Below are 26,547 nucleotides of genomic sequence, written 5' to 3' on the forward strand. Positions count from 1 at the left end.
GAAAGGGCGGCCGGATGCCGCCCTGAGAACCGCTTAACGGTGGTATTCGCCCGCCGCTTCCGGCTGGTACAGCAATTCCAGCACTTCAATCCGCGCTTCTTCACCGTTCGGCAATTGCCAGGAGATCTGCTTGCCGACGTGCATGCCGAGCAGCGCTGCGCCCAGCGGCGCCATTACCGACAGCTGATCGTGGCTGTCTTTCAGCGATGCCGGGTAAACCAGCGTGCGCACGTGCTCTTCATCGGTGTGCAGATCGCGAAAACGCACGCGGCTGTTCATGGTCACCACGTTGGCCGGCATTTTCTCCGGCGGCAGGATTTCCGCGCGATCCAACTCGTCGTTCAGCGCGGCGGCGACGTCGGTGTTGGCAAAGGCCGGTTGTTCCAATAGCGCATCCAGGCGTTCCGCATCCAGCTCATTAATAGTAATGATGGGTTTGGTCATTCCACTCTCCAGTCAAATCAAAGGGTGCCAGTCTGTGCACCCATAAATTCGGAAAAACAACACAAAGCAACACCCCCGCGCCAGAGGAGCGGGGGTGTGGGTAATGTCGATTTGTCCTATTGATAGTAGGCGGTTGGGGCGAGAAAAGAAAGAGATCCCGATCACGAAGGCTTTTATCGTCAATCGTGGCAAAAGAAACGGTTAGCCCGGTTATCTATTTGTTATCTCATTGACTTTTTCACCGCCGCGCCGTTTTGCGAAATGGATCCCGGCGCGTCATTCGATTTCCACTTCGAACTGGAAAAAACCGGTCTACACAGAAAATCCTACCGAGGGTAGGGTAAAGACATCACAGAAAGCGGGTTATTCAGGTGATGCGCTTTACGGCTTACTGATTAATGTAGGATCTAGGGGTACTGAAAAGTGAATGATGGATCTGCTTCGATAAAAGAAATTGAACAATCCGATGTCAGCGAAGCCGGAGCGATCGCTGCTCGGGTGTTGGCGGATATTACCGCGATGCTGAATGCTGAAAATATTTATACCAATGCGGTGCAGCAACAGATGCTGGAATCGCATATTCGCGCCATGGTGCTGCGTTCAATAACCGGTGAGCCGTTGCCGGAGGTGGATAAATCGTTGTTCGACGAAATCTCTGCCGAATCCATGCAAATGGCGGAGCGCGTGGTGAATCAGTTTGGCACATTGCCTATCGAAGAAGCCTATTTGCTGTCAGTGCACTTCGAAGTGGCCAAAGATAATAACGCATAGCGGTTAACGCATCGATTTCAATCAGGAGAATATACCATGGGTCAAATTACCGTAGTGATCGGCGATCGTCTGGGCAAAGGGCAAAAAGTTGGCCAAGGCGTTGAAAGCGCAGGCGGAAAAGCGGTGGTCATCCCCGGCGTCGCGGCGGACATGAAGCTCGGCGACGTCATGAAAGCGGAAAACGCGCAGCTGGGCATCTCTTTTTGCGGCAGCGGCGGCGCCGGCGCGATTACCGCGCAAACCAAACACGGCTACAAGGCTAAATATGGCATGCGTTCGGTGGAAGAGGGCGTGACGGCAATTAACGAAGGCTACAACGTGCTGGGCTTCGGCTTTATGGATAAAGAAGAGCTGGGCCAGAAACTGGTGGAAGCCTACGTCAAAAAACATGGCAATCCATAATGAAAGAGCAATATACCACATCGGTAAAGGTGGAGGGTAAAGGCGACAGCAAAGCGAAAGCTTTTGCTTCCGCCTTGGCTAATGTGCAGGGCGCGGTATTAAAGTCCACCAACAATATTCTGCTGCGTATCGAGCCGCAGGACGTCAGCGTAGTGAAAGCGGAAGAGAAAATAACTAAAGAGAAATTTCTTTTCTTCTTTTTGCCGCGTGAAAGAAAGAGCTATGCCGTTTCTCTGGAAATAACCGTGAACGTAACCATTATCAATACCGAGAAGGTTGTCTTCGTCACGAAATAAAAACGTTAGCATAAATGAAAGGGTATACTGATGTTTTTAATCATCTTATTTAAATCGATTATTATCGGTGGGCTGGTGGGGGTCGGCGTAGGGGCCGGCGCCGCGCGCATGTTCCACGCACCGACAACACAGGGCATGGGGGCGTTTCGCACCCTGGGCGAGCTGAATTCCTGCGAGGGCGATCCGGCTTCCCACTTCTCATTCGGTCTGGGCTTCTTCTTCAACGCCTGGGCGTCTTCCGTGGCGGCGGGCTCCTTCACGCAGGACGTCGACCACCGCATCATCCCGCACTGGGGCGCGGCGGCCCTGATGGTCAAGAACCGCAATCTGGCGCAAACGCTGCACGATCCGAAAAAAATGGCCATTGCCTGCGGCATCATCGGCATGCTGGTGGTGGCGTTCCTCAATACCACCGCTTCCGCCGTGCCTGCCGCGCTGCAGGTCACCGCGATCAAGGTGCTGGTGCCGGCGGCCAACCTGCTGGTGAACACCGTGATGCCGGTGATCTTCTGGCTGGCGGCGATCGACGCCGGGCGCCGTTCCGGCTTCTGGGGCACCATCTTCGGCGGCCTGGCGCAGCTGATCATGGGCAACGCCGTACCGGGCCTGGTGCTGGGCATTCTGATCGGCAAAGGCGTAGAAGAGAGTGGCTGGAACAAGATCACCAAGATCATGATGGCGGTGATCGTGCTGCTGTTCGTGCTGAGCGGCTTCTTCCGCGGCTTCGACATGAAAGTTCTCGAGTCCTTCAGCCTCGGCGTGCCGGGCTGGCTGGACGCCATTCACAACACCCTGAGCGGTAAATAAGGAGCGGGATGATGGAAGAGCAAACCCAAAAAGGCTTCTGGTACGCCGACTGGTCATTCCCGATTTTTGTTGGCCTGCTGTCCTCCGGCGTGTTCGCCGGGACGCACATGTACTACCTGTACGGCATCGGCGCCTTTAACGAAGTGGCGTTCGTTTCCATGCTGCGGGCGGGGATGGATACCGGCGTGTATGGCGCGGTGGCGGCGTTCGGCGCCAGCTTCCTGTTCGCGCGCATCATCGAAGGCTCGCTGGTGGGGATCCTGGACATCGGTGGCGCGATCCAGACTGGCGTCGGGCTGGGCGTACCGGCGCTGCTGCTGGGGGCCGGCATCGTGTTCCCGGTCGCCAACTTCGCCGCTTCGCTGGCCACCGGCCTCGTCATCGGCCTGGCGATCGGTTACGTGATCATCCTGGCGCGCAAATTTACCATCAATCAGAGCAACTCCACCTACGGGGCGGACGTGATGATGGGCGCGGGCAACTCGTCGGGCCGCTTCCTCGGGCCGTTGATCATCCTGTCGGCGATGACCGCCTCGATCCCGATCGGCATCGGTTCGCTGCTCGGCGCGCTGCTGTTCTATATCTGGGGTAAACCGATCACCGGTGGAGCGATCCTCGGCGCGATGATCTTGGGGGCGATCTTCCCGGTAGCCATTTCTTAAGAGGCCTGCGCCAGGCGCCGCCCGATGCTGCGGCGGCGCCCGGGCTAACAGGAGCAATGCGGTATGTATGACTTAGTAATCAGAGGCGCCAGGCTGGCGGACGACACGCTGATCGATCTGGCGGTGAAAGACGGCAAAATAGCCTCGGTCGGGCGGTTGGCGGCGGACGTCAGCGCCGTTCGCCAACTGGATCTGGCGGGCAACTGCCGCCTGAGCGCCGGTTGGATCGATGCGCACGTACACTGCTATCCCGACTCGCCGATTTACCATGACGAGCCGGATCGGGTCGGTGTCGCCAGCGGCGTCACCAGCGTGGTCGATGCCGGCAGCACCGGCGCCGACGATATCGACGCCTTTTATCAGCTGACGCGCAGCGCCAAAACCAACGTGTTCGCCTTCCTCAACATCTCGCGCATCGGCCTGCTGCGGCAGAACGAGCTGGCGGAGTTGACGGACATCGACAAGCACGAGGCCGGCCAGGCCATCGCCAACCATCCCGGCTTTATCATCGGCATCAAGGCGCGCATGAGCAGTAGCGTGGTGGGCAAGAACGGCACCCGGCCACTGGTGTTGGCCAAAGAGATCCAGCGGGAAAACCGCCAGCTGCCGCTGATGGTGCATATCGGCAACAACCCGCCGAATCTGGACGAGATCGCCGATCTGCTGACCCGTGGCGACATCATCACCCACTGCTACAACGGCAAACCGAACCGCATTCTGACGCCGGCGGGCACGCTGCGCGAGTCGATCCAGCGCGCGCTGCGGCGCGGCGTGTTGCTCGACGTGGGGCACGGCACCGCCAGCTTCAGCTTCGAGGTGGCGCGCCAGGCGATCTCGCTGGGCATTTTGCCGCATACCATCAGCTCCGATATTTACTGCCGCAACCGCATGAACGGGCCGGTGCACAGCCTGGCGACGGTGATGTCCAAATTCTTCAGCGTCGGCCTGACGCTGCCGCAGGTGATCGCCTGCGTGACGGAGAACGCCGCGTCGGCGCTGCAGCTGAGCGGCAAAGGGCGGTTGGAGCCGGGCTATGACGCTGATTTCACGCTGTTTGAACTGCGCCGCGAACCGCAGGTGTTCGCCGACGCCGAAGGGCAAACCGCCGAGGGCGAACAGCTGTTGGTGCCGCTGGCCGCGGTGGTGGCCGGGGAAATCCTATTAACCGAACAAGGGGAGGCAGCCCATGTCTTCGATTTATGAAAAATACGGTTTGAAGCAGGTGATCAACACCTCCGGCCGCATGACCATTCTCGGCGTTTCCACGCCGCGCCAGGACGTGATTGACGCCGTTGACTACGGCCTGAATCACTATTTCGAAATAAAGGATCTGGTCAACAAGACCGGCGCCTACATCGCCGATCTGCTCAACGTTGAGGACGCGGTGATCGTTTCCTGCGCCTCGGCGGGCATCGCCCAGTCGGTGGCGGCAGCGATCGTCAAAGATAACGCCAATCTGCTGGTGAACCTGCACTCGGCGCCGATCGCCGTGCCGCGCGAGATCGTGTTGCCGCGCGGTCACAACGTCAACTTCGGCGCGCCGGTGGACACCATGGTGGCGCTGGGCGGCGGCAAGGTGGTGGAGGCGGGCTACGCCAACGAATGTTCGCCGGAGCAGATTGAAGCCTGCATCACGCCGCAGACGGCGGCGATCCTGTACGTCAAATCGCACCACTGCGTGCAGAAAAGCATTCTGTCCGTCGAACAGGCGGCGGTAGTGGCGCGCAAGCATAACCTGCCGCTGATCGTCGACGCCGCGGCGGAAGAAGATCTGATGTGTTACTACCAGATGGGGGCCGATCTGGTGATCTACAGCGGCGCCAAAGCCATCGAAGGGCCGACCAGCGGCCTGGTTATCGGCAAGAAACAGTACGTCGAGTGGGTGAAGCTGCAGTCCGGCGGTATCGGCCGGGCGATGAAGGTCGGCAAAGAGGGCATCCTCGGGCTGACGCAGGCGATTGAAAGCTATCTGACGCTTGAGAAAACCACCGGGCAACAGATGGTGGCGCGGATGACGCCGTTCCTCGATAGCCTCAACACCCTGACCGGCGTCAGCGCCAAAACCGTCTGGGACAGCGCCGGCCGCGATATCGCCCGCGCCGAGATCACTTTCGACGAAGCGGTGCTGGGGCGGTCGACCTATGACATCGTTCAGGCGCTGAAAACCGGCGATATTGCCATCTACTTCCGCGGCTACAAGGCCAACGAGGGCAAGATTGAGGTCGACGTGCGCAGCGTCGACGAGCAACAGCTGATGACCGTCTTTAGCTGTATCAAAAACCTGTTTACGGAGAAACAAGCATGAAGCTGCAGCCTAACTACTATCGCGACCGCGTCTGCCTGAACGTGCTGGCCGGCTCCAAAGCCAACGCGCAGGACATCTACGCCGCGGCGGAAGGCCATGTGCTGGTGGGCGTACTCTCCAAGAACTACCCGGACGTCGACAGCGCGGTGACCGACATGCTGCGCTATGCGCGCCTGATTGAAAACGCGCTCTCGGTCGGCCTGGGCGCCGGCGATCCGAAACAGTCGGCGATGGTCAGCCTGATCGCTCAGCAGGTGCAGCCGCAGCACGTTAACCAGGTGTTTACCGGCGTCGGCGCCAGCCGCGCTCTGCTGGGCCAGAACGACAGCGTGGTCAACGGCCTGGTATCGCCGACCGGCCGTGTCGGCTGGGTGAAGATTTCTACCGGCCCATTGAGTGCCGCAGCGCCTGACGGCATCGTGCCGGTGGAAACCGCCATCGCCTTGCTGAAGGACATGGGCGGCAGCTCGATCAAGTATTTCCCGATGGGTGGCCTGAAGTGCAAGGACGAGTACCAGTACGTAGCCAAGGCCTGCGCCGAGCATGACTTTATGCTGGAGCCGACCGGCGGCATCGATCTGGAGAATTACGAGCCGATCGTCGAGATCGCGCTGGCGGCCGGCGTGAAACGCGTGATCCCGCATATCTACAGCTCGATCATCGACGCCGCCAGCGGCGACACGCGTCCGCAGGACGTGAAAACCCTGCTGGCGATGACCAAAAAGCTGGTGGGCTGAACGCGCAATGGGATGAGGTATGCCCTAAATAATTGGAGTTGCTTCCCGGCGGCAAGAGCATGAGTCCCCAGGAGCTTACTTAAGTAAGTGACTGGGGTGAGTGCGGGCAGCCAACAACGCTGCAGCTTGAAAGATGACGGATATATACTGAGGATTACTATGCGAAACTGGCAGACTCCAACCCGACGCACCGCGTTGTTCCTGGCGCTGCTGGCCGTGACCGGCCCGGCGCTGCATGCTGAGGATGCAATGAATTCCATGTCATCTCATTTCGCCTATATCGGCACCTATAATCCCAACGGCGAAGGCGTTTATCGGGTGCAGGTCGATCCGGCCAGCGGCGCGCTGAGCCACACTACGCTGGTCAGCAAAGTGCCGAATCCGGCGCAGCTGACGCTGGGCGCCGATGGCAAGACGCTGTATGTCGCCAGCGAAGTGGCCGATTTCAACGGCGGCAAACACGGCGGCATCACCGCTTACCGGGTCAATCCGGCCGACGGCGGCCTGACGCAGCTCAACCAGGTGGATTCGCAGGGGGCGGGGCCGGTGTATCTCTCATCGACGCCGGACGGGCGGCATCTGCTGGTGGCCAACTACGTCAGCGGCAGCGTGGCGGCTTTCCCGATCGAAGCGGACGGCAGCCTGGGCGCCGCCAGCTCGGTGCAGCAACAGCAGGGCCCGGCGGGCGCGGCCAAACCGGCGGCGGCGGTGAACGGCAGCTTCGCCATCAGCGATCACAATGGCCCGCATGCCCATATGATCGCCAGCGATCCGAGCGGCAAGTTCGTGTTCTCCACGGATCTGGGGTTGGATCGCATCTACCAATGGCGCTTTGACGCCGAGAGCGGCCGGCTGACGCCGAACGATCCGCCGTGGATCGCCGCCTCTTCCGCCGGCGCGGGGCCGCGTCACTTTGTGTTCCATCCGGACGGCGAAACCGTGCTGCTGGTGAACGAAGAGGCCTCGACGTTGACCAGCTACCGTTTTGATCGCCAAAAAGGTACTCTGAAACAACTGCATGCGGTTTCCGCATTGTCCGCCGACTATCAGGGCACCAGCTTCGCTTCGGGGCTGGCGCTCAGCAAGAACGGCGACACGCTGTACGTCGCCAACCGGCTGCATAACAGCATTGCCCAGTTCAGCGTGGGCGCCGGCGGTGAGTTGAAGCCGGTGGCGGAAACCTGGACGCGTGGCGATTACCCGCGTTCGCTGGCGCTGAGCCCGGATGGCCGCTATCTGTATGCGTTGAACCAGCGCAGCGATAACGTTACCCGTTTCAGCGTAAACCCGACGGACGGCAAACTCAGCTTTGTGGGCGGCTATCTGCCGATCGGCAGCCCCTCGCAAATGGCGTTCCTGCCGCCGCCGAAGTAACCCGTGGCCCGCCCGGCTCACCGGGCGGGTTGCCTGATTGACGGACACAGAATGGTGCGATTTCCTTACCCGCGTTTGGCTTACTTGTTCGATGCTTTGCAAACCGAGACTTTGCCGCAGGATGAGCTGGCGAAGCGTTTCGCCGTGTCCACCCGCACGGTGCGGGCGGACATCACCGCGCTGAACGAGATTCTGGACAAATACGGCGCGCGTTTCGTGCATAGCCGCGGGGCCGGCTATCGCCTGCAGGTCGATAACGCCGCGCTGTTCAGCGCTCTGCAGCATCAGGAGCGCCGCAAGCACGCCACCCCGCGCAGCGCGCAGGAGCGGGTGCATTATCTGCTGGTGCGTTTTTTGACCTCAGCCTTCTCCCTCAAACTGGAAGATTTGGCCGACGAGTGGTTCGTCAGCCGCGGTACGTTGCAAAACGACATGGCTGAGGTGAGAGAGCGTCTGGCGCACTATCAATTGACGATCGAAACCAAGCCGCGCTACGGCATGAAGCTGTTCGGCGCCGAGATGGCGATCCGCGCCTGTCTCACCGATCTGCTGTTCCAGCTGCAGCTGGCCGACGCCGAGAACCCGCTGCTCAACAACGAGATCCTGCTGCAGCCGCAGGTAGCGGCGTTCGCCGGATTGCTGCACCCGCTGCTGTCGCAATATGCCATTCGCCTGACCGACGAGGGCGAGCAGTACCTGATCTTCTACTGCGCGGTGGCGCTGCGGCGCATCAACGACGGCTATCCGCTGCCGGACTTCGAGGTGGAAGACGGCGACGACGCGGTGCGTCAGGTGTCGACCCGCCTGGCGGCGGAGCTGCGTTCGGCCTCCGGCAAAGAGATCTCGATGGCCGAAGAGGCCTATTTGCGGGTCAACATTGCCGCACGGCGCGTGCAGGACGTGCAGCCGACCGAGATCAACGCCGACGATGAAGAAGCGCTGGTGGACTACATCCTGTCCTACATCAACGCACACTATAACTACAACCTGCAGGGCGACGAGCAGCTGCGGGCCGATCTGCTCACCCATATCAAGACCATGATTACGCGGGTGAAATACCAGATCAATATCCCCAATCCGCTGTTGGCCAACATCAAGCAGCACTATCCGATGGCTTACGACGTGACGCTGGCGGCGGTCTCCAGCTGGGGCAAATACACCCCCTATACCCTGAGCGAGAACGAAATCGGCTATCTGGTGCTGCACATCGGCGTGGGGCTGGAGCGGCATTACAACATCGGTTATGAGCGCCACCCGCAGGTGATGCTGGTGTGCGATACCGGCAACTCGACGGTGCGCATGATCCAGGCGCAGATTGCGCGCAAGTATCCGCAGCTGGTGATGACGCGCATTGTCTCGCTGCGCGATTACGAGATGCTTGAGCATATCGATGAAGACTTCGTGATTTCCAACGCCCGCATCGGCGAAAAGAACAAGCCGGTGGTGGTGATGTCGCCGTTCCCGACCGATTACCAACTGGAGCAACTGGGCAAGCTGGTGCTGGTGGATCGCACCCGACCGTACATGCTGGAGAAGTTCTTCGACGCCGAGCATTTCATGGTGCTCAACGAGCCGTTGACGCAGGCGGAGCTGTTCAGCCGGGTGTGCGGCCAGCTGGAGCGGGAAGGGTACGTCGGCGCGGACTTCTATCCGTCGCTGGTCGAACGCGAGGCGATCGTTTCCACGCTGCTGGGCGAGGGCATCGCGCTGCCGCACTCGCTGGGGCTGCTGGCCAAAAAGACCGTGGTGGTGACGCTGTTGGCGCCGCAGGGCGTCGCCTGGGGAGAAGGCGAGGTCGCGCACGTGATTTTCCTGCTGGCGATCAGCAAGAGCGACTATGAAGAGGCGATGGCGATCTACGAGCTGTTCGTCACCTTCGTGCGTGAACGCTCAATGAGCCGCCTGTTGGGCAGCGACAGCTTCGACAGCTTTAAAGCGGTGGCGCTGGACTGCCTGAGCCGGAGTTAAGGGGGCTAATCTGCTTCCGGCAGAAAGAGGGCCGGGGGCAGATTGAAGCGTTTGGCCAGCGCCATAATGTGCGGAATGGTCAGCGATCTTTTGCCGCTTAGGATTTGGTTGACCAACGACTTTTTGCCGATCTCATGTTCAAAATCACTTTGGCTGAGTTGGTGCTGTTCCATCAATACGCGAAGCGCGGCCACCCCCTGCGGGAGTTGGGCGATACGCTGGTTGAATGCGGTAAACTCGGCGCCGTTATCTTCATATTCGGCGATCTTTTTTGCCAGCATGTCAATCAGCGGATGGTGTTCATCGTTTTCCAGCAGATATTCCACCAATTCGAGCGCTTCCCGGTAGTCTTGCTGAGAACCGCTGCCCTGCAATAAGGGCACGGCGCGCAGCAGCGCATCGGCGGCCTTAATGGCATCTGTAATCATGATGAACTCCTTCGATAGTGCTGCATCAGCTTGTCGTACTCGGCGTGGCTAACAATGTGCTTTATGAATACTTTCTGTGTCTCAAAGCTGGCAAAGAACAAAATTCGCAGGTGGTTGCCGCCGACGTCAATGACCCACCATTTCTCTTTGTATTTCATACGATCGAGCGAAGGAAAAAGCGCTTTTAACTCGTCCGGCGTGCGGAACTCGCCGCGTCGCAACGTTTTATAAATGGCCTCGAGAGCAGCGGCTTCATTAGGGTATTGCTTCGTTGCGTTATTGAACGGTTCCCTGGAAATGATATGCATCGTTCCCTCGATTCCTGCCTGGTGAACATTATAGCGGCTGCCTTAGGTGTTCACAAATTGTAAACTTATCATCCCCGCTCGCAGTGAGAGGGAAATACCCGGCTGCAGCCCGTTTCTGTCGTGGCACACTATTGCGGTTAGCGCCGTGATGGTAAATCCATGCCTCGCATTTACAGGCAGTTACTGCTGATTTTGGAAGCGGGTACGCAAAGTGAAAAGCGGGAGGTTGTGTCAGGGATAGGAGGCAAAGGGAACGAACGCGCCGGTACGACGCATTCGCGAGAGGGCTTCAGCGGCTAATCTTCATCAAACCCGGAGTTGAACAGCTCGACCACCGCCGCCAGCGCGTTGACTTCGTCGGGGCCGGTCGCTTCGACTTCGATATGCCGGCCCTGGGCGGAGTCCAGCATCAGCAGCGCGATGACGCTGCTGGCTTCGGCTTCGGTGCCGCTTTCGTTGCGCAGCATCACCTCGGCGTCGAAGCTTTGCACCAGCTCGAACAGTTTCATCGCCGGACGCGCGTGCATGCCCAGCTTGTTTTTGATTTCAACCGTCTGTTTGACCGTCATTGTTTGCGCTTTTCCAGCGTGCGGTGGCGCGACTGCACGTTCTTGCCGCGCGAGCGGAAGTAATCGGCCAGCTGTTCCGCCACGTATACCGAGCGGTGTTTACCGCCGGTACAGCCGATGGCGACCGTCAGGTAGCTGCGGTTGTTGGTTTCCAGCATCGGCAGCCATTGCTCCAGGTAGCTGCGGGTCTGGTAGATGAAGTTGTGCACTTCGGTATGGCGATCGAGGAACGACGCGACCGGCTTGTCCAGACCGGTCATCGGCCGCAGCTTCGGATCCCAGTGCGGGTTAGGCAGGAAGCGCACGTCGAACACGTAGTCGGCGTCGATCGGAATGCCGTGCTTGAAGCCGAAGGATTCGAACACCATGGTCAGCTCGCGCTCACGCTTACCCAGCAGGCGGGTGCGCAGCATTTCGGCCAGTTCGTGCACCGACATTTCCGAGGTGTCGATAATCAGGTCAGCCCGCGAGCGCAGCGGTTCGAGCAGATCGCTCTCTTCGTCGATGGCGCTTTCCAGCGACAGGTTTTTGCTGGAGAGCGGGTGCAGGCGGCGGGTGTCGCTGTAACGGCGGATCAGCGTGTTGCGATCGGCGTCGAGGAACAGCAGCTGCGGCGAGAAGCTGTCCGGAAGCTGAGTCATCGCGTATTCGAACACTTCTGGCGATTCCGGCATGTTGCGCACGTCGATGCTGACCGCCGCGGAGATATTGCGTTCCGCCAGCGTGTTGGCGAGCTGCGGCAGCAGCACCACCGGCAGGTTGTCAACGCAGTAAAAACCCATGTCTTCCAGCGCCCGCAAGGCGACGGATTTTCCGGAACCGGAACGGCCGCTGACAATCATCAGCACCATGTGGCAACTCCCCTGGCATCGCGGCGGCGTTCATCGCCACCGGTGGAAACTTTGTTATTCCGGCCGCAGCCGGATCCATCATCGTGAAACAGTAGCGTTATCCGGGCTGGAAGTCACGCCGGCCGGGCTTCACTCGGTGATGATTTGGTAAAGCTCTTCGTCGCTCTGCGCGGCGCGCAGGCGGCGGCATACGGTTTTGTCGGCCAGGCGTTTGGCGACCAGCGACAGGGTATGCAAATGGGTTTTGCACTGATCGGCAGGCACCAGCAGCGCGAACAGCAGGTCGACCGGCTGGTTGTCGATAGCGTCGAAAGCGATGGGTTGGTCGAGACGGATAAACACGCCAACGGCCCGCAGTGTGTCCTCTTCCAGTTTGCCGTGGGGAATGGCGATACCGTTGCCGATACCGGTGCTGCCCATGCGCTCCCGGGTGAGAACCGCGTCAAACACCACCTGCGAAGGCAGATTGAGCTGTTTGGCGGCCAGTTCGCTGATAATTTCCAAAGCCCGCTTCTTGCTGGTGCAGTGTACCGAGCTTTTGGTGCACTCGATGTTTAACACCGAGCTTAATTGCATATATTCGTTGTTCATCTCATCTTCACTTAAAACCGCGCCGCCGGGCGCACCCGGCAAGGCGGTTTTTCGTCGGTTTTAACCCTGATTACCGTTCGGCGCGTCACCCATGCGGGTCACGCGCCGAAGGGCGAGGCTGCGACGGAGGCAACCTCACGGAATGGGTTAGGGTGTCAGTGTTGCTTCAATTTGTCTTTATGTTTGTTCAATTGACGTGCCAATTTGTCGATCAGCGTATCAATTGCGGCATACATATTCTCGTCTTCCGAGGTGGCGTGCAACTCGCCTCCATTCACGTGCACCGTTGCTTCCGCAATTTGCTGCACTTTTTCCACACTTAATACAACATACACCTGATTGATGCGATCAAAATACTGTTCGAGTTTGGCGAACTTGTTGTTCACGAACTCGCGCAACGGATCGGTGATTTCGATGTGGTGTCCGGTAATGTTGAGCTGCATAGTGTCTTCCTTCTCAATAGAGGTCAAACCAACTGTTTACGCTGGTTCGACGGCGGGATGGACAAAGACTCTCGGTACTTGGCGACGGTGCGCCGCGCCACGATGATCCCCTGATCGGAAAGCAGGGTGGCCAGCTTGCTGTCGCTGAGTGGTTTGGCGGGGTTTTCCGCCGCAATCAATTTCTTCACCAACGCGCGGATCGCCGTCGAGGAGGCTTCGCCGCCGCTGTCGGTATTCACGTGGCTGGAGAAGAAATATTTCAATTCGAAAATGCCGCGCGGGCTGTGCAGAAACTTCTGCGTGGTGACGCGCGAGATCGTCGATTCATGCATCTCCACGGCCTGGGCGATATCCGCCAACACCATGGGTTTCATAAACTCTTCGCCTTGCTCGAAGAACGCCTGCTGTTGGCTGACGATGCAGCGGGTGACCTTCAGCAGCGTCTCGTTGCGGCTCTCCAGGCTTTTAATCAGCCACTTGGCTTCCTGCAGGTTGCTGCGGATGAACTGGCCGTCGGCTTCGCTGCGGGCACTGTTGCCCAGCGCGGCGTACTGCTGATTGATCTTCAAACGCGGTATGCTGTCGCCGTTGAGCTCGACCGTCCACGTGTTCTGCGTTTTGCGCACCAGCACGTCCGGAATTACGTACTCCGATTCGCCGGTATTGATCGACTGCCCCGGGCGCGGATCGAGCGACTGAATCAGCAGCATCGCTTCTTTCAGTGTATCTTCTTTTAGCCGGGTTGATCGCATCAGGCTGCGAAAGTCGTGGTTGGCCAACAGATCCAAATGGTCGCTGATGATCAGCCGCGCTTCGGCCAGATAAGGGGTGTCTTTGGCGTATTGGGAGAGCTGCACCAGCAGGCAATCGCGCAGATCGCGCGCGGCGACGCCGATCGGATCGAAACGCTGCACGCGCTTCAACACCGCCTCGACTTCCTCGAGGGTCACGTTCTCGTCGCCCAGGCTTTCCAGAATGTCTTCCAGCGGCACGGTGAGATAACCGGTGTCGTCCACCGCGTCGACGATGGAGGTGGCGATGGCGGCGTCGGTATCGGAGAACGGCGTCAGATCCACCTGCCACATCAGGTAATCCTGCAGCGTTTGGGTAGTCTCGCCCTGATAGACCGGCAGCTCGTCGTCGCTGTAGTCGGTGCCGGTGCCTGACGGCGTGCCGGCGGTGTAGATCTCATCCCAGGTGGCGTCCAGCGGCAGCTCTTCCGGCATGTCTTTTTGTTCCAGCGCCTCGCGGGTATCGAGCCCCTCGGTTTCCTGGGTTTCTTTGGCGTCGATTTCGTCGTGCAGATCGGTCTGTTCAAGCAGTGGATTGCTCTCCAGCGCCAGCTGGATCTCTTGCTGAAGCTCAAGCGTGGACAACTGCAGCAGGCGGATCGCCTGCTGGAGCTGAGGAGTCATGGCCAGCTGTTGGCTGAGCCTGAGTTGCAAACCTTGCTTCATAGTCTTCTGTCTACTTCCGTTAACGGTGTCGCCCCGCAGGGCGCGCCGGCGCTCAGAGGCGGAACTCTTCGCCCAGATAAACGCGTTTTACCTGCTCGTCGGCCAGAATAGCATCCGGCGTGCCGTGGGCAATCAGTTTGCCCTGGCTGACGATGTAGGCGCGTTCACATACGTCCAGCGTCTCGCGCACGTTGTGGTCGGTGATCAGCACGCCCAGGCCGCTGTCACGCAGGTGCTCGATGATTTTTTTGATGTCGATAACGGAAATCGGATCCACCCCGGCGAAGGGTTCGTCCAGCAGAATGAATTTCGGGTTGGCCGCCAGCGCGCGGGCGATTTCGACGCGGCGGCGTTCACCGCCGGACAGCGCCTGGCCGAGGCTGTCGCGCAGATGGGAGATATGGAACTCTTCCATCAGCTCTTTGGCGCGGTCTTCGCGTTGTTCGCTGGTGAGGTCGGGGCGAATCTCCAGCACCGCCATCAGGTTGTCGTACACGCTCAGGCGGCGGAAGATCGACGCTTCCTGCGGCAGGTATCCGATGCCGCGGCGCGCGCGGGCGTGCAGCGGCAGCAGGCTGATGTCTTCTTCGTCGATCACGATGCGCCCGGCGTCGCGCGGCACGATGCCGACCACCATGTAGAAGGTGGTGGTTTTACCGGCGCCGTTCGGCCCGAGCAGGCCGACGATCTCGCCGGATTTCACTTTCAGGCTGACGTCTTCGACAACTTTACGGCCCTTGTAGGCTTTCGCCAGGTTTTCTGCGATGAGTGTTGCCATAAGTGATTAGTTACTCTTTTTTTGCCCGTTTTTGTCTTGCAACTGCGACGGTACCAGAACCGTTGTCACGCGTTTGCCTTTATCGCTGAACGCCTGCATTTGCTGCTGTTGCACCAGATAGGTGATGCGATCGCCTTTCACGTTGCTGTCGAGCTGCTCCAGATAGGCGTTGCCCGTCAGGGTCACCAGCTGGGTCGCCACGTCGTAACGCACTTTCTGCGCGTGGCCTTTGACCGGCTTGCCGCTGTCCTGCATCTGGTAGAAGGTTACCGGGTTGCCGAACGCTTCAATATAGGTCTTATTCTGATCTCCGCCCGGACGGGTGACCACCACCTTGTCGGCGCGAATATCGATGGTGCCTTGCTTGATCACCACGTTGTCGGTGAAGGTACTGACGTTGCTTTGCATGTCCAACGACTGCTTGAGCGAGTCGATGCTCACCGGCTGGCTGGAGTCGGATTTCAGCGCCAGAGCGGGGGCGCTGGCGGCCAAAACTAAGCTGCCGAGCAACAGGTTACGGAGTTGGTTTTTGGTTCTGAATTTCATAGTTGGTCTTAACCTTATCAATCAGCTCAGCGGTTTTGGTCCGCAGGTTCCCACGCATTTTCATGCCGTTAGAGGTAAAATTGGTCCCGTAAAGCGTGACTTCGTCATCGGAGGTGACGTCCTGGGTGACCAGGTTTACCTGAGCGTTGTCCGTCTTAATTTTTTCCAGCTGCGAGGTGGTGGTCAGGCTGTTTACCTCGACGTGACCATACAGATACAGCATCCGGTCTTTAGTCAGTTTGGCGCGATCGGCGCGAACTGACCAGGTGGCCACCGCATTCTCATCGAACAGCGTCATCACCGGCTGGGTGAACCAGCTCAGCTCGCCGGCGGTGTAATACTTCGCGTCTTCCGCCACCAGTTTGTAATTCAGCTTGCCGGCCGGGTTGTACACCACGGTGACCGTGTGCTGGCTCTGGTAAGTCGGATCCTGATCGTTGACCGGGCCAGGGGCCGTCTCGTCGCTGAAGTCCGTCATGTTCCAGCCGATCAGCGCCAGAACGATCACCGTCAACAGGATGGTGATCCACAGTTTGGTTTTACTCATATCGACAGCCCTTTGGCGTCCTCCAGCTTATTTTGAGCCAAAAGAATGATGTCGCACAGTTCGCGCACCGCGCCGCGGCCGCCGGCAATGCGGGTGACGTAGTGGGCGCGCGGCGTCAACAGCGGGTGGGCGTCCGCCACCGCGACCGCCAGGCCGACCTGCGCCATCACCGGCCAGTCGATCAGGTCATCGCCGATATAGGCGACCTGATCCGCCGTTAACGACAGTTTATCCAACAGTTCGCGGAAGGCCAAAAGCTTATCGGATTGCCCCTGATACAGATGGGTGATACCGAGCGTCTGCGAGCGGTCTTCCAGCAGCTTGGCGGAGCGGCCGGTGATGATCGCCACTTCGATGTCCGAGGTTTTCAAGCAGCGGATGCCGTAACCGTCGCGCACGTTGAACGCCTTCAGTTCTTCACCGTTGTTGCCCATGAAGATCAGGCCGTCCGACAGCACGCCGTCAACGTCGCAAATCAACAGGCGGATGTTCCCGGCACGCGCCATAACCTCTTGTTCTACCGGCCCGTAGCAGGTTTCTACCATACCCATTCCGTTCTATTCCTTAATTAAACGACGCCGGCGCGCAGCATGTCATGCATATGTACCACACCCAGCAACTGGTCGCCATCGGCAACCAGCAGCGCGGTGATGTGGCGTTGTTGCATCAGGTTCAATGCATCGACCGCCAGAATATTGGGGCGCACCCGCACGCCGCCCGGCGTCATGACATCGGCGATCTTCGCCTCGCGCAGGTTGATGCCCATGTCGAACACCCGGCGCAGGTCGCCATCGGTGAAGATGCCGGCGATTTTCATCAGATCGTCGCAAATCACCGTCAGGCCCAGATTTTTTCGGGTAATTTCCAGCAGCGCGTCGCGCAACGAGGCGTCGGCGCTGACGTGGGGCATTTCGTCGCCGCTGTGCATGATATCGCTAACTCGCAGCAGCAGTTTGCGGCCGAGTGCGCCACCCGGATGCGACAGCGCGAAATCTTCCGGCGTGAAACCGCGCGCTTTCAGCAGCGCGACGGCCAGCGCATCGCCCATCACCAGCGTGGCGGTGGTGCTGGTGGTCGGCGCCAGCCCCAGCGGGCAGGCTTCCTGCGGCACCTTGATGCACAGGTGGATATCCGCCGCTTTGCCCATCGAACTTTCCGGATTGTTGGTCATACAGATGAGGGTGATCTGCTGACGTTTCAACACCGGGATCAGCGCCAGGATCTCGCTGGACTCGCCGGAGTTGGAGATGGCGAGCACGATGTCCTGCGGGGTGACCATGCCCAAATCGCCATGGCTGGCCTCCGCCGGGTGAACGAAGAATGAGGGGGTGCCGGTGCTGGCGAAGGTCGCGGCGATCTTGCAGCCGATATGGCCGGATTTGCCCATGCCCATCACCACCACTTTGCCGCCGCAGGCGGCGATCGTTTCGCAGGCGCGGGTGAAGTCTGCGTTGATGTAGCTGTCGAGCTGAGCCAGCCCTTCACGCTCTATCTGAAGCACTTCTTTGCCGGCCTGCTGAAAATCGAAGCCCGGTTGCAACTCAATGTTCGACATACTCATTCCCGTCGGTTTAGCCGAAAGTACTGAAAGGGTTAAAGAACAGCACCGCAAGATACGCAATAAAGCCGCATAATAACAGCGCGCCCGCCAGGTGGCCGATGCGGTGTTTGCGGCCGATGCACAGCACGCTCAGCAGCACGCTGGCCGCCAGCATCACCCAGTAATCGCGCTGGAAGGCGGCGGTGTCCACGCTACCCGGCGATAGCAGGGCGGGGACGCCCAGCACGATCACCGTGTTGAAAATATTGGAACCGATGATATTACCAATCGCCATATCATCCTCGCCCTTCAGCGCCCCGGCGATGGAGGTGGCCAGTTCGGGCAGGCTGGTGCCGATGGCGATAATGGTCAACCCGACCACCAGTTCGCTCAGGCCGAAATAGTGCGCAATCACCGTCGCGTTATCGACCACCATCCTGGAAGAGAGCGGCAGAATGATAAACGCCAACACCAGCCACAGCACCGCCACGGTGTTGCTGCTGTCCTGCGGCAGCTCGGCGATCTGTTCCATGGTCAGGCTGTCGCTGCCCTCGCGCTGCGCCAGCCGGGCGATTTTCAGCATCAGCAGGATGAAGCCGGCGGCGGCGGCCAGCAGCAGCACGCCGTCCAGCCTGCTCAGGGTGCCGTCCATCAACACGAAACCGCACAATACTGTGACCGCTAACATCAGCGGCAGTTCGCGCCGCAGTATCTCGGAGCGCGCGGCCAGCGGGTGAATCAGCGCCGCCACGCCCAGGATCAATAAAATGTTGGTAATGTTGGAACCTAATACGTTGCCAACGGCCATATCTATCTGCCCGTTCAGCGCGGCGGTGGTGGACACGATCAGCTCCGGCAGCGAAGTGCCGATGCCGACGATGGTCATGCCGATGATCAACGGCGGGACGCCGAGCGAGCGGGAAATCACGGCAGCACCATAAACTAAGCGGTCTGCACCATACACCAGTAGAAATAAACCAACGATTAATAATGCTATCGCGAGAAACATGCAGGGTCCTTTGTCGGGTATTATCCCGGTTCGTTGGTTAAAGCCGTCAATGCGGCGGTATTGCTTGCCCTCCGTTGCGCGCGCTAGAGCTACAGCAACGGTTTTTCCCGGCTAATAGTTGAACAGTTTCGTTTTTTTTCGTTATGGCGCCAATTTTGACCGGGTGGCGCGGAAAAGTAAAACCAATGGCACCATTGGTCGCGAAATGGCAGTAAGTTTTTGTAAAGATGAGACGGATTGAGCCCATTGCTTTAACATCACGGGTAGATTCAGCAACAGATGAGTCGTAAAGGGTCCATTAACATGCTCCATAAGACAGATAATTTGGTCGAAGTGCGCGACATGAGCTTCTCGCGCGGCGACCGGCGGATATTTGAAGACATCAACCTGACGGTGCCCCGAGGCAAGGTCACGGCAATCATGGGGCCATCGGGCATCGGCAAAACCACGCTGCTGCGCCTGATAGGCGGCCAGCTGACGCCGGACAGCGGGGAAATTTGGTTCGACGGCGACAACATTCCCGCGTTGTCCCGCCGTCAGTTATACGACGCGCGCAAAAAGATGAGCATGCTGTTCCAGTCGGGCGCGCTGTTCACCGATTTGACCGTATTCGAAAACGTAGCCTACCCGCTGCGCGAGCACAGCAACCTGCCTGAACCCCTGCTGCGCAGCACGGTGCTGATGAAGCTGGAGGCGGTAGGGCTGCGCGGCGCGGCCCAACTGATGCCCAATGAGCTTTCCGGCGGCATGGCGCGCCGGGCGGCGTTGGCGCGCGCGATCGCGCTGGACCCTGAGATGATCATGTTCGACGAACCCTTCGTCGGCCAGGATCCGATCACCATGGGGGTGCTGGTCAAGCTGATCGATGAGCTGAACCATGCGCTGGGCATTACCTGCATCGTGGTGTCGCACGACGTGCCGGAGGTGCTGAGCATCGCCGACTACGCCTACATCGTGGCCGATCACCGGGTGATCGCCGAAGGCACCACGCAGCAATTGCAGAACAATCCTGATGCGCGCGTGCGCCAGTTCCTGGATGGTATAGCGGATGGGCCGGTGCCGTTCCGCTACCCGGCCGGGGATTATCAGACCGAACTGCTAGGCTTAGGGAGTAAATAAGCTCATGTTATTAAGAGCGTTAGCGTCCTTGGGGCGCAGTGGCATCAACACCAGCGCCAGCTTCGGCCGCGCCGGGTTGATGCTGTTCAACGCGTTGATTGGCCGGCCGGAACCCGGCAAGCAGTGGCCGCTGTTGTTGAAACAGCTCTACAGCGTCGGCGTGCAGTCGCTGCTGATCATCATGGTCTCCGGGCTGTTCATCGGCATGGTGCTGGGCCTGCAGGGCTATATCGTGCTCACCACCTACAGCGCCGAGGCCAGCCTCGGCATGATGGTGGCGCTGTCGCTGCTGCGCGAACTGGGGCCGGTGGTGACGGCGCTGCTGTTCGCCGGCCGCGCCGGTTCCGCGCTCACGGCGGAAATCGGCCTGATGAAGGCGACGGAGCAGATCTCCAGCCTGGAAATGATGGCGGTCGATCCGCTGCGGCGCATCGTGGCGCCGCGCTTCTGGGCGGGGCTGATCAGCATGCCGCTGTTGACCATCATTTTCGTGGCGATCGGCATCTGGGGCGGCTCGGTGGTCGGCGTGGACTGGAAGGGCATCGACAGCGGCTTCTTCTGGTCGGCGATGCAGGGCGCCGTGGAGTGGAAAAAAGATCTGCTCAACTGCCTGATCAAAAGCGTGGTATTCGCCATTACCGTAACCTGGATTGCCATTTTCAACGGGTACGACGCCGTGCCTACCTCTGAAGGGATTAGCCGGGCGACGACGCGTACCGTGGTGCATTCGTCACTGGCGGTGTTGGGATTGGATTTCGTGCTGACAGCACTGATGTTTGGGAATTGATTCGATGCAAACGAAGAAGAGTGAAATCTGGGTTGGGGCATTTATGCTGATCGCGCTGTGCGCCATCGTGTTTATCTGCCTGCAGGTGGCGAACCTTAAATCGATCGGCAGCGAGCCGACCTACCGCATTTACGCGACGTTCGACAACATCGGCGGCCTGAAACCGCGTTCGCCGGTGAAGATCGGTGGCGTGGTGATCGGCCGCGTGGCGGACATCGAGCTCGATCCGAAAACCTACACGCCGCGCGTGGCGCTGGATATCCAGAAAAAGTACGACCAAATCCCGGATACCAGCTCGCTGGCGATCCGCACCTCCGGCCTGCTGGGCGAGCAATATCTGGCGCTTAACGTGGGCTTCGAAGATCCTGACATGGGCACCACCATTCTAAAAGACGGCGGCACCATCCAGGACACCAAGTCAGCCATGGTTCTGGAAGATTTGATCGGCCAGTTCCTGTATAAAAGCGGCGGTCAGGACAGCGCCAAATCGGGAGACGCGGCCGCTGAGCCGGCTGCCGGCGCCGCACCGCAACCCGCTGTTCCAAATCATTAAGAGAGGATACCTGCATGTTTAAACGTTTACTGATGGTGGCTCTGCTGGTGGTTGCACCGCTGGCGAGCGCAGCCGACCAAACCAATCCTTACAGCTTGATGCAAGACGCGGCGCAGAAGACCTTCAGCCGTTTGAAGAACGAACAGCCGAAGATCAAGCAGGACCCGAACTACCTGCGCTCCATCGTGCATCAGGAACTGATGCCGTTCGTGCAGGTGAAATACGCCGGCGCGCTGGTGCTGGGCCGTTACTACAAAGACGCGACGCCTGCGCAGCGCGAAGCCTACTTTACCGCCTTCCAGTCTTACCTGGAGCAGGCTTACGGCCAGGCGCTGGCGATGTACCACGGCCAGACTTACCAGATCGCGCCTGAACAGCCGCTGGGCAATGCCGACATCGTGGCCATTCGCGTCACCATCATCGACAACGGCGGCCGCCCGCCGGTACGTCTGGATTTCCAATGGCGCAAGAACAGCAAAACCGGCTATTGGCAGGCGTATGACATGATCGCCGAAGGCGTCAGCATGATCACCACCAAGCAGAACGAGTGGGCGTCCACGCTGCGTACTCAGGGCATCGATGGCCTGACCAAACAGCTGCAGGCCGCCGCCGCGCAGCCTATTACGCTGGACAAGAAAAACTGATGTCGGCAGCGCTCAGCTTCGAATCACAGCAGCAGACGCTGATCCTGCGCGGTGAACTGGACCGGGAAACGCTGCAGCCGCTGTGGCGGCAGCGCGATGCGCTGATGGCGGATAAAACCGCGATCGACGTGGCGCAACTGGAGCGGGTGGACTCCGCCGGGCTGGCGCTGTTGCTGCATCTGCAGGAAGAGCAGCGTGAGCGCGGCGTAGCGCTAAAAATTTTCGGCGCCACCGAGCGCCTGAAAACGCTGATCGCGCTCTACAACCTGCAGGCGATAATGCCTGTCGATACCGCCGGTTAGCGGCGTTTTACGTCGCCCTTGCGTGGTAAAACGATACAAAGCCCCTGTTACGCAGGGGCTTTTTCTTTAGTTTAAGAAAACATCGTATTCCACTAAGATACTAGGCTGTTTATGATCCTTTAGCGGCAGAACTGGATACTATGGAAACCAACGAGATTAAAGACGTGCTGATGCAGGCATTGGCACTGGATGAAGTACATGTGACGGGCGACGGCAGCCATTTTCAGGCGATCGTGGTCGGTGAACTGTTCGCCGGTATGAGCCGCGTCAAAAAACAGCAGACGGTTTACGCACCGCTGATGGAATACATTGCGGACAACCGCATTCATGCCTTGTCTATCAAGGCGTACACCCCTGAAGAGTGGCAGCGAGACCGCAAACTCAACGGATTTTAAGGCTGTTTGCCCTGCCGGGCGGGCAGCTTCAGATTAGATAACAGAGAGTAGTCAGATGGATAAATTTCGTGTGCAGGGTCGGACTCGCCTGAGCGGTGAAGTGTCTATTTCCGGGGCCAAAAACGCCGCCCTGCCGATCCTGTTCGCCGCCCTGTTGGCGGAAGAGCCGGTCGAACTGCAGAATGTCCCTAAGCTGAAGGACATCGACACCACCATTAAACTACTCAACCAGCTGGGTACCAAGATTGAGCGCAACGGTTCGGTCTTCGTGGACGCCAGCGGTGTGAACGAGTTCTGTGCCCCTTACGATCTGGTGAAAACCATGCGCGCATCCATCTGGGCGCTGGGGCCACTGGTGGCGCGCTTCGGCCGCGGCCAGGTTTCCCTGCCGGGCGGCTGCGCGATCGGCGCGCGTCCGGTCGATCTGCACATCACCGGCCTGGAGCAGTTGGGTGCCGAGATCAAGCTGGAAGAAGGTTACGTCAAGGCGTCCGTCGAGGGCCGCCTGAAGGGCGCGCACATCGTCATGGACAAGGTGAGCGTGGGCGCGACCGTGACCATCATGAGCGCCGCGACCCTGGCGACCGGCACCACCGTTATCGAGAACGCCGCGCGTGAGCCGGAAATTGTCGATACCGCCAACTTCCTCAACACGCTGGGCGCGAAGATCAGCGGCGCCGGCAGTGACAAAATCACCATCGAGGGCGTCGAGCGTCTGGGCGGCGGCGTGTACCGCGTGCTGCCTGACCGCATCGAGACCGGCACCTTCCTGATCGCCGCCGCGGTTTCCGGCGGCAAAGTGATGTGCCGCAACACCCGTCCGGACACGCTGGATGCGGTGCTGGCCAAGCTGCGCGAAGCCGGGGCCGATATCGAAGTGGGTGAAGACTGGATCAGCCTGGACATGCACGGCAAACGCCCGAAAGCGGTCACCGTGCGCACCGCGCCGCACCCGGGCTTCCCGACCGACATGCAGGCCCAGTTCAGCCTGCTGAACCTGGTGGCGGAAGGCACCGGCGTCATCACCGAGACCATCTTCGAAAATCGCTTCATGCACGTGCCGGAACTGATCCGCATGGGCGCGCACGCGGAAATCGAGAGCAACACCGTAATCTGCCACGGCGTTGAGCAGCTGTCCGGCGCTCAGGTGATGGCGACCGATCTGCGCGCTTCCGCCAGCCTGGTGATCGCCGGCTGCATCGCCGACGGCGTGACCGTCGTCGATCGCATCTACCACATCGATCGCGGCTATGAGCGTATTGAAGACAAGCTGCGCGCGCTGGGTGCGAACATCGAACGCGTGAAAGGCGAGTAAGTGATTAGCGCCGGCGCGGCTGCGTCGGCAGGATGAAAATCAAAGGGCCGGCTATCAATGCCGGCCCTTTTTTAATTGCTGTCTTCCGGGAATTCACCCACCGTCATTTTCAACGTAATGCGTTTGCCGTCGCGCAGCACGATGACCGGTATCTCGGTGCCCGGCCTGATCTCCGCAACCTGGTCCATGGTCTCCAGCACGGATACCGCCGGTTTGTTATCCACGTTGATGATGATGTCGTTGATCTGGAAACCGGCGCTGCTCGCCGGGCCGTTCGGCGTAATTTCGGTCACGATGATGCCCTGCAGGCGATCGATGCCGGAATTGGAGGAACGCAGCGGAATGATCTCCTTGCCCTGAATGCCGAAATAGCCACGGATCACGCGGCCGTCGCGGATCAGCTTGTCCATGATTTTGGTGGCCAGTTCGATCGGAATGGCGAAGCCGAGGCCCTCCGGCGTTTCACCGTCGGTGATTTTGTCATAGGTCAGGGTGTTGATGCCGATCAGCTCGCCCAGCGAGTTGACCAGCGCGCCGCCGGAGTTGCCGCGGTTGATTGAAGCGTCGGTCTGCAGGAAAGTCTGTCGGCCGGTGGTGCTCATACTGATGCGCCCGGTGGCGCTGAGGATGCCCTGAGTGACGGTCTGCCCCAGGTTATACGGGTTGCCGATTGCCAGCACCACGTCCCCGACGTGGGCAACGCGGTTTTTGTTGGTCGGGATCACCGGCAGGTTGCCGGGATCGATCTTCAGCACCGCCAAATCGGTCAGGCCGTCGGAGCCGACCAGCAGCGCTTCGTAGCGGCGGCCGTCCTGCAACACCACGGTGATCTGCTGGGCGTCTTTGATCACGTGGCGGTTGGTGATGATATAGCCGCGTTCGTTCATGATCACGCCGGAACCGAGCGACAGCACGTTGGCGGCGCCGTTCAGGTTGCGGTTGTAGATGTTCACCACGGCGGGCGCGGCGCGGCGCACCGCCTTGTTGTAGCTCACCGGCGTTTCGTCGCTGGTATTCTCGGTTTTCTCTGCAAACAGGCCGTTGGAAGAGCGCAGCATGGGCAGGGCAGCCAACAGCAGGCCGGCAACGATGAGACCGATAACGACAGAACGCAAGAGCTTAGCAAACATGGAGTTTTCGTGGTGTGGTGAACGATGTTCGGAGGATAGCATGAGTTAACCGGGCGCAGTATGTCACCGAGCCCGGTTTTTGCACAAATTAACGCAGCAGCAGATAAATGGTTTCGGTACCGCGCACGATATTGAGCGCCATCACCGGTGGTTTGGCTTCCAGCACCTTGCGCAGCGCGGTAATGCTGTCCACGCGCTGGCGGTTGACGCCGATGATCACGTCGCCTTTTTGCAGGCCGATTTGCGCCGCCGTCGAGCCTTTATCCACGTTCTCTACCTTCACGCCCTTGTCGCCGCTCGGCAGCGCACCGTTGCTGAGGGAAACGCCCTGCAGCGCCGGCGACAGCGTTTCGGCATTGGTCGAGGCGCTCTCGCTGTTGTCCAGCGTGACCGAGACTTCCTGCGGTTTGCCGTCGCGCAGCAGGCCCACTTTGAGGGTTTTGCCCGGCGCAGTGGTGCCGACCTTGGCGCGCAGCTCGGCGAAGCTGTTCACCGGCTTGCCGTCGACGGAAACCAGAATATCCCCGGCTTTGATGCCGGCCTTGGCGGCGGCGGATTTCGGCAGCACTTCGCTGACGAAGGCGCCGCGCTGCGCGTCGGTGTTGAAGGCTTTGGCCATGTCAGGGGTCATTTCGCTGCCCTTGATGCCGAGCAGGCCGCGTTTCACTTCGCCGAATTCGATCAGCTGCTGGCTCAGGTTCTGCGCCATATTGCTCGGAATGGCGAAACCGATGCCGACGTTGCCGCCGCTCGGCGCCAGAATGGCGGTATTGATGCCGATCAGCTCGCCGTTCAGGTTAACCAACGCGCCGCCGGAGTTGCCGCGGTTGATCGAGGCGTCGGTCTGAATGAAGTTTTCCAGCCCTTCCAGATTCAGGCCGGTGCGGCCCAGCGCAGAGATGATGCCGGAGGTGGCGGTTTGGCCCAGGCCAAACGGGTTGCCGACCGCCACGGCGAAGTCGCCGACGCGCAGCTGGTCGGAATCGGCCATCTTGATGGCGGTCAGGTTTTTGGTGTCGCTGAGCTGCAGCAGGGCGATGTCGGATTGTTCATCGCGGCCTACCAGCTTGGCGTCCAGTTCGCGGCCGTCGTTCAACTGCACGCGGATTTTATCGGCGTTGTTGATGACGTGGTTGTTGGTCAGCACGTAGCCTTTGGCAGCGTCGATGATGACGCCGGAACCCAGCCCTTCAAACGGGCGGGAGCTCTGCTGCTGGCCGGGGAAATTGGGGCCGAAGAAGCGTCTGAACTCTTCCGGCAGCTGTTGACGCTGCACCTGGGTGCCTGCGACATGCACGCTCACTACGGCGGGCAAGACTTTTTCCAGCATCGGCGCCAGGCTCGGCAGCGGCTGCCCCTGAACGGCAACGGGCAGGGCCGCGTTGGCCACCGGTACTGCGCTGAACGTCAGGCCGAGGCTCATTGCCAATGCACTAAGAATTAAAGACTTTTTCTTCATTGATGATAAC

The 26,547-nt window shown here is 59.6% G+C and carries 33 protein-coding genes; 17 read left to right on the top strand and 16 right to left on the bottom strand.

Annotated features, from left to right (window positions below):
* Positions 1-33 precede the first annotated feature (33 nt).
* Positions 34-444: a nucleoside diphosphate kinase regulator gene (rnk, locus tag ACUXAC_RS18865; RefSeq protein WP_004936993.1), complete on the bottom strand. Its 411-nt coding sequence runs from the start codon at positions 442-444 to the stop codon at positions 34-36.
* A gap of 444 nt (positions 445-888) precedes the next feature.
* Between rnk and ACUXAC_RS18870 the strand changes: the two genes are divergently transcribed.
* The 10 genes from ACUXAC_RS18870 to ACUXAC_RS18915 all read left to right on the top strand — a co-directional run bounded on the left by ACUXAC_RS18870 (position 889) and on the right by ACUXAC_RS18915 (position 9,766).
* Positions 889-1,215, top strand: coding sequence for a glycine dehydrogenase (locus tag ACUXAC_RS18870; RefSeq protein WP_369803947.1), 327 nt, complete (start codon positions 889-891; stop codon positions 1,213-1,215).
* Between the two features lie 36 nt (positions 1,216-1,251).
* Positions 1,252-1,617: a glycine-rich SFCGS family protein gene (locus tag ACUXAC_RS18875; RefSeq protein WP_019453148.1), complete on the top strand. Its 366-nt coding sequence runs from the start codon at positions 1,252-1,254 to the stop codon at positions 1,615-1,617.
* Positions 1,617-1,913, top strand: coding sequence for a DUF4312 family protein (locus tag ACUXAC_RS18880; protein ID WP_004937003.1), 297 nt, complete (start codon positions 1,617-1,619; stop codon positions 1,911-1,913). The genes ACUXAC_RS18875 and ACUXAC_RS18880 overlap by 1 nt, the downstream gene beginning before the upstream one ends.
* A 30-nt stretch (positions 1,914-1,943) precedes the next feature.
* Positions 1,944-2,720, top strand: a complete 777-nt coding sequence (locus ACUXAC_RS18885) for a DUF4311 domain-containing protein (protein WP_004937006.1) — start codon at positions 1,944-1,946, stop codon at positions 2,718-2,720.
* Between the two features lie 11 nt (positions 2,721-2,731).
* A complete protein-coding gene (locus tag ACUXAC_RS18890; RefSeq protein WP_048234891.1) occupies positions 2,732-3,382 on the top strand; it encodes a DUF4310 family protein in 651 nt (216 codons plus the stop codon).
* A 63-nt stretch (positions 3,383-3,445) separates the two neighbouring features.
* Positions 3,446-4,585 (top strand): amidohydrolase/deacetylase family metallohydrolase, encoded by a 1,140-nt coding sequence (locus tag ACUXAC_RS18895; protein ID WP_060440973.1) that lies wholly within the window; start codon positions 3,446-3,448, stop codon positions 4,583-4,585.
* Positions 4,569-5,687, top strand: a complete 1,119-nt coding sequence (locus ACUXAC_RS18900; protein ID WP_049273708.1) for a DgaE family pyridoxal phosphate-dependent ammonia lyase — start codon at positions 4,569-4,571, stop codon at positions 5,685-5,687. Before ACUXAC_RS18895 ends, ACUXAC_RS18900 begins: the two co-directional genes overlap by 17 nt.
* Positions 5,684-6,424: a 2-dehydro-3-deoxy-phosphogluconate aldolase gene (gene dagF, locus ACUXAC_RS18905; RefSeq protein WP_033648993.1), complete on the top strand. Its 741-nt coding sequence runs from the start codon at positions 5,684-5,686 to the stop codon at positions 6,422-6,424. Before ACUXAC_RS18900 ends, dagF begins: the two co-directional genes overlap by 4 nt.
* 159 nt (positions 6,425-6,583) lie before the next feature.
* On the top strand, positions 6,584-7,798 hold the full coding sequence (locus ACUXAC_RS18910) for a lactonase family protein (RefSeq protein ID WP_454266822.1): 1,215 nt from the start codon (positions 6,584-6,586) through the stop codon (positions 7,796-7,798).
* A gap of 51 nt (positions 7,799-7,849) precedes the next feature.
* Entirely contained in the window at positions 7,850-9,766 is a 1,917-nt protein-coding gene (locus tag ACUXAC_RS18915) for a BglG family transcription antiterminator (RefSeq protein ID WP_089186491.1), read from the top strand.
* Between the two features lie 5 nt (positions 9,767-9,771).
* Here ACUXAC_RS18915 and ACUXAC_RS18920 read toward each other — a convergent pair whose 3' ends face one another.
* The 13 genes from ACUXAC_RS18920 to ACUXAC_RS18980 form a co-directional block, all read right to left on the bottom strand.
* Positions 9,772-10,194 (bottom strand): helix-turn-helix domain-containing protein, encoded by a 423-nt coding sequence (locus tag ACUXAC_RS18920; RefSeq protein ID WP_049198530.1) that lies wholly within the window; start codon positions 10,192-10,194, stop codon positions 9,772-9,774.
* The gene (locus ACUXAC_RS18925; protein WP_060424659.1) at positions 10,191-10,502 is read right to left on the bottom strand and encodes a type II toxin-antitoxin system HigB family toxin; all 312 of its coding nucleotides are present in this window, start codon (positions 10,500-10,502) and stop codon (positions 10,191-10,193) included. Before ACUXAC_RS18925 ends, ACUXAC_RS18920 begins: the two co-directional genes overlap by 4 nt.
* 296 nt (positions 10,503-10,798) lie before the next feature.
* On the bottom strand, positions 10,799-11,071 hold the full coding sequence (npr, locus tag ACUXAC_RS18930) for a PTS phosphocarrier protein NPr (RefSeq protein ID WP_004937034.1): 273 nt from the start codon (positions 11,069-11,071) through the stop codon (positions 10,799-10,801).
* Complete coding sequence (gene rapZ, locus ACUXAC_RS18935) at positions 11,068-11,922, bottom strand: RNase adapter RapZ (RefSeq protein ID WP_015379177.1); 855 nt, start codon at positions 11,920-11,922, stop codon at positions 11,068-11,070. The genes npr and rapZ overlap by 4 nt, the downstream gene beginning before the upstream one ends.
* A gap of 129 nt (positions 11,923-12,051) precedes the next feature.
* Entirely contained in the window at positions 12,052-12,513 is a 462-nt protein-coding gene (gene ptsN, locus ACUXAC_RS18940; RefSeq protein WP_016930212.1) for a PTS IIA-like nitrogen regulatory protein PtsN, read from the bottom strand.
* Between the two features lie 155 nt (positions 12,514-12,668).
* A complete protein-coding gene (hpf, locus tag ACUXAC_RS18945; RefSeq protein ID WP_004937038.1) occupies positions 12,669-12,956 on the bottom strand; it encodes a ribosome hibernation promoting factor in 288 nt (95 codons plus the stop codon).
* A gap of 23 nt (positions 12,957-12,979) precedes the next feature.
* Positions 12,980-14,413: an RNA polymerase factor sigma-54 gene (gene rpoN, locus ACUXAC_RS18950; protein ID WP_049198529.1), complete on the bottom strand. Its 1,434-nt coding sequence runs from the start codon at positions 14,411-14,413 to the stop codon at positions 12,980-12,982.
* A gap of 52 nt (positions 14,414-14,465) precedes the next feature.
* A complete protein-coding gene (lptB, locus tag ACUXAC_RS18955; protein WP_004937040.1) occupies positions 14,466-15,191 on the bottom strand; it encodes an LPS export ABC transporter ATP-binding protein in 726 nt (241 codons plus the stop codon).
* 6 nt (positions 15,192-15,197) lie between these two features.
* Positions 15,198-15,737 (bottom strand): lipopolysaccharide ABC transporter substrate-binding protein LptA, encoded by a 540-nt coding sequence (gene lptA, locus ACUXAC_RS18960; protein WP_025304377.1) that lies wholly within the window; start codon positions 15,735-15,737, stop codon positions 15,198-15,200.
* Positions 15,706-16,284, bottom strand: a complete 579-nt coding sequence (gene lptC / locus ACUXAC_RS18965; protein WP_038879652.1) for an LPS export ABC transporter periplasmic protein LptC — start codon at positions 16,282-16,284, stop codon at positions 15,706-15,708. The genes lptA and lptC overlap by 32 nt, the downstream gene beginning before the upstream one ends.
* Positions 16,281-16,835 (bottom strand): 3-deoxy-manno-octulosonate-8-phosphatase KdsC, encoded by a 555-nt coding sequence (gene kdsC, locus ACUXAC_RS18970; RefSeq protein WP_454266823.1) that lies wholly within the window; start codon positions 16,833-16,835, stop codon positions 16,281-16,283. Before kdsC ends, lptC begins: the two co-directional genes overlap by 4 nt.
* Before the next feature lie 17 nt (positions 16,836-16,852).
* Positions 16,853-17,839, bottom strand: coding sequence for an arabinose-5-phosphate isomerase KdsD (gene kdsD, locus ACUXAC_RS18975; RefSeq protein WP_454266824.1), 987 nt, complete (start codon positions 17,837-17,839; stop codon positions 16,853-16,855).
* A 16-nt stretch (positions 17,840-17,855) separates the two neighbouring features.
* Positions 17,856-18,833, bottom strand: coding sequence for a calcium/sodium antiporter (locus ACUXAC_RS18980; RefSeq protein WP_004937053.1), 978 nt, complete (start codon positions 18,831-18,833; stop codon positions 17,856-17,858).
* Between the two features lie 303 nt (positions 18,834-19,136).
* On the opposite strand from ACUXAC_RS18980, the gene mlaF reads away from it, so the two are divergent.
* From mlaF to murA, 7 genes are all read left to right on the top strand, one after another.
* On the top strand, positions 19,137-19,952 hold the full coding sequence (gene mlaF / locus ACUXAC_RS18985) for a phospholipid ABC transporter ATP-binding protein MlaF (protein ID WP_454266825.1): 816 nt from the start codon (positions 19,137-19,139) through the stop codon (positions 19,950-19,952).
* A 4-nt stretch (positions 19,953-19,956) separates the two neighbouring features.
* Positions 19,957-20,739 (top strand): lipid asymmetry maintenance ABC transporter permease subunit MlaE, encoded by a 783-nt coding sequence (mlaE, locus tag ACUXAC_RS18990; RefSeq protein ID WP_004937059.1) that lies wholly within the window; start codon positions 19,957-19,959, stop codon positions 20,737-20,739.
* A 4-nt stretch (positions 20,740-20,743) separates the two neighbouring features.
* Complete coding sequence (mlaD, locus tag ACUXAC_RS18995) at positions 20,744-21,292, top strand: outer membrane lipid asymmetry maintenance protein MlaD (RefSeq protein WP_060424667.1); 549 nt, start codon at positions 20,744-20,746, stop codon at positions 21,290-21,292.
* A gap of 14 nt (positions 21,293-21,306) precedes the next feature.
* The gene (gene mlaC / locus ACUXAC_RS19000) at positions 21,307-21,936 is read left to right on the top strand and encodes a phospholipid-binding protein MlaC (protein ID WP_084827500.1); all 630 of its coding nucleotides are present in this window, start codon (positions 21,307-21,309) and stop codon (positions 21,934-21,936) included.
* A complete protein-coding gene (gene mlaB, locus ACUXAC_RS19005; RefSeq protein ID WP_060424671.1) occupies positions 21,936-22,238 on the top strand; it encodes a lipid asymmetry maintenance protein MlaB in 303 nt (100 codons plus the stop codon). Before mlaC ends, mlaB begins: the two co-directional genes overlap by 1 nt.
* Before the next feature lie 140 nt (positions 22,239-22,378).
* The gene (gene ibaG / locus ACUXAC_RS19010) at positions 22,379-22,633 is read left to right on the top strand and encodes a BolA family iron metabolism protein IbaG (protein ID WP_004937066.1); all 255 of its coding nucleotides are present in this window, start codon (positions 22,379-22,381) and stop codon (positions 22,631-22,633) included.
* A gap of 55 nt (positions 22,634-22,688) precedes the next feature.
* Positions 22,689-23,948 (top strand): UDP-N-acetylglucosamine 1-carboxyvinyltransferase, encoded by a 1,260-nt coding sequence (gene murA, locus ACUXAC_RS19015; protein WP_004937068.1) that lies wholly within the window; start codon positions 22,689-22,691, stop codon positions 23,946-23,948.
* A gap of 71 nt (positions 23,949-24,019) precedes the next feature.
* On the opposite strand, the gene degS is transcribed toward murA, so the two are convergent.
* A complete protein-coding gene (degS, locus tag ACUXAC_RS19020; RefSeq protein WP_019453130.1) occupies positions 24,020-25,078 on the bottom strand; it encodes an outer membrane-stress sensor serine endopeptidase DegS in 1,059 nt (352 codons plus the stop codon).
* A gap of 88 nt (positions 25,079-25,166) precedes the next feature.
* Positions 25,167-26,537, bottom strand: coding sequence for a serine endoprotease DegQ (degQ, locus tag ACUXAC_RS19025; RefSeq protein ID WP_060440980.1), 1,371 nt, complete (start codon positions 26,535-26,537; stop codon positions 25,167-25,169).
* Positions 26,538-26,547 lie beyond the last annotated feature (10 nt).

Source organism: Serratia sp. 121840015-1 (assembly GCF_053627655.1).

Coding starts and splice junctions, on each gene's coding strand:
- rnk (WP_004936993.1), bottom strand. CDS start 444: ATGACCAAACCCATCATTACTATTAATGAGCTGGATGCGGAACGCCTG.
- ACUXAC_RS18875 (WP_019453148.1), top strand. CDS start 1,252: ATGGGTCAAATTACCGTAGTGATCGGCGATCGTCTGGGCAAAGGGCAA.
- ACUXAC_RS18880 (WP_004937003.1), top strand. CDS start 1,617: ATGAAAGAGCAATATACCACATCGGTAAAGGTGGAGGGTAAAGGCGAC.
- ACUXAC_RS18885 (WP_004937006.1), top strand. CDS start 1,944: ATGTTTTTAATCATCTTATTTAAATCGATTATTATCGGTGGGCTGGTG.
- ACUXAC_RS18890 (WP_048234891.1), top strand. CDS start 2,732: ATGGAAGAGCAAACCCAAAAAGGCTTCTGGTACGCCGACTGGTCATTC.
- ACUXAC_RS18895 (WP_060440973.1), top strand. CDS start 3,446: ATGTATGACTTAGTAATCAGAGGCGCCAGGCTGGCGGACGACACGCTG.
- ACUXAC_RS18900 (WP_049273708.1), top strand. CDS start 4,569: ATGTCTTCGATTTATGAAAAATACGGTTTGAAGCAGGTGATCAACACC.
- dagF (WP_033648993.1), top strand. CDS start 5,684: ATGAAGCTGCAGCCTAACTACTATCGCGACCGCGTCTGCCTGAACGTG.
- ACUXAC_RS18910 (WP_454266822.1), top strand. CDS start 6,584: ATGCGAAACTGGCAGACTCCAACCCGACGCACCGCGTTGTTCCTGGCG.
- ACUXAC_RS18915 (WP_089186491.1), top strand. CDS start 7,850: ATGGTGCGATTTCCTTACCCGCGTTTGGCTTACTTGTTCGATGCTTTG.
- ACUXAC_RS18920 (WP_049198530.1), bottom strand. CDS start 10,194: ATGATTACAGATGCCATTAAGGCCGCCGATGCGCTGCTGCGCGCCGTG.
- ACUXAC_RS18925 (WP_060424659.1), bottom strand. CDS start 10,502: ATGCATATCATTTCCAGGGAACCGTTCAATAACGCAACGAAGCAATAC.
- npr (WP_004937034.1), bottom strand. CDS start 11,071: ATGACGGTCAAACAGACGGTTGAAATCAAAAACAAGCTGGGCATGCAC.
- rapZ (WP_015379177.1), bottom strand. CDS start 11,922: ATGGTGCTGATGATTGTCAGCGGCCGTTCCGGTTCCGGAAAATCCGTC.
- ptsN (WP_016930212.1), bottom strand. CDS start 12,513: ATGAACAACGAATATATGCAATTAAGCTCGGTGTTAAACATCGAGTGC.
- hpf (WP_004937038.1), bottom strand. CDS start 12,956: ATGCAGCTCAACATTACCGGACACCACATCGAAATCACCGATCCGTTG.
- rpoN (WP_049198529.1), bottom strand. CDS start 14,413: ATGAAGCAAGGTTTGCAACTCAGGCTCAGCCAACAGCTGGCCATGACT.
- lptB (WP_004937040.1), bottom strand. CDS start 15,191: ATGGCAACACTCATCGCAGAAAACCTGGCGAAAGCCTACAAGGGCCGT.
- lptA (WP_025304377.1), bottom strand. CDS start 15,737: ATGAAATTCAGAACCAAAAACCAACTCCGTAACCTGTTGCTCGGCAGC.
- lptC (WP_038879652.1), bottom strand. CDS start 16,284: ATGAGTAAAACCAAACTGTGGATCACCATCCTGTTGACGGTGATCGTT.
- kdsC (WP_454266823.1), bottom strand. CDS start 16,835: ATGGGTATGGTAGAAACCTGCTACGGGCCGGTAGAACAAGAGGTTATG.
- kdsD (WP_454266824.1), bottom strand. CDS start 17,839: ATGTCGAACATTGAGTTGCAACCGGGCTTCGATTTTCAGCAGGCCGGC.
- ACUXAC_RS18980 (WP_004937053.1), bottom strand. CDS start 18,833: ATGTTTCTCGCGATAGCATTATTAATCGTTGGTTTATTTCTACTGGTG.
- mlaF (WP_454266825.1), top strand. CDS start 19,137: ATGCTCCATAAGACAGATAATTTGGTCGAAGTGCGCGACATGAGCTTC.
- mlaE (WP_004937059.1), top strand. CDS start 19,957: ATGTTATTAAGAGCGTTAGCGTCCTTGGGGCGCAGTGGCATCAACACC.
- mlaD (WP_060424667.1), top strand. CDS start 20,744: ATGCAAACGAAGAAGAGTGAAATCTGGGTTGGGGCATTTATGCTGATC.
- mlaC (WP_084827500.1), top strand. CDS start 21,307: ATGTTTAAACGTTTACTGATGGTGGCTCTGCTGGTGGTTGCACCGCTG.
- mlaB (WP_060424671.1), top strand. CDS start 21,936: ATGTCGGCAGCGCTCAGCTTCGAATCACAGCAGCAGACGCTGATCCTG.
- ibaG (WP_004937066.1), top strand. CDS start 22,379: ATGGAAACCAACGAGATTAAAGACGTGCTGATGCAGGCATTGGCACTG.
- murA (WP_004937068.1), top strand. CDS start 22,689: ATGGATAAATTTCGTGTGCAGGGTCGGACTCGCCTGAGCGGTGAAGTG.
- degS (WP_019453130.1), bottom strand. CDS start 25,078: ATGTTTGCTAAGCTCTTGCGTTCTGTCGTTATCGGTCTCATCGTTGCC.
- degQ (WP_060440980.1), bottom strand. CDS start 26,537: ATGAAGAAAAAGTCTTTAATTCTTAGTGCATTGGCAATGAGCCTCGGC.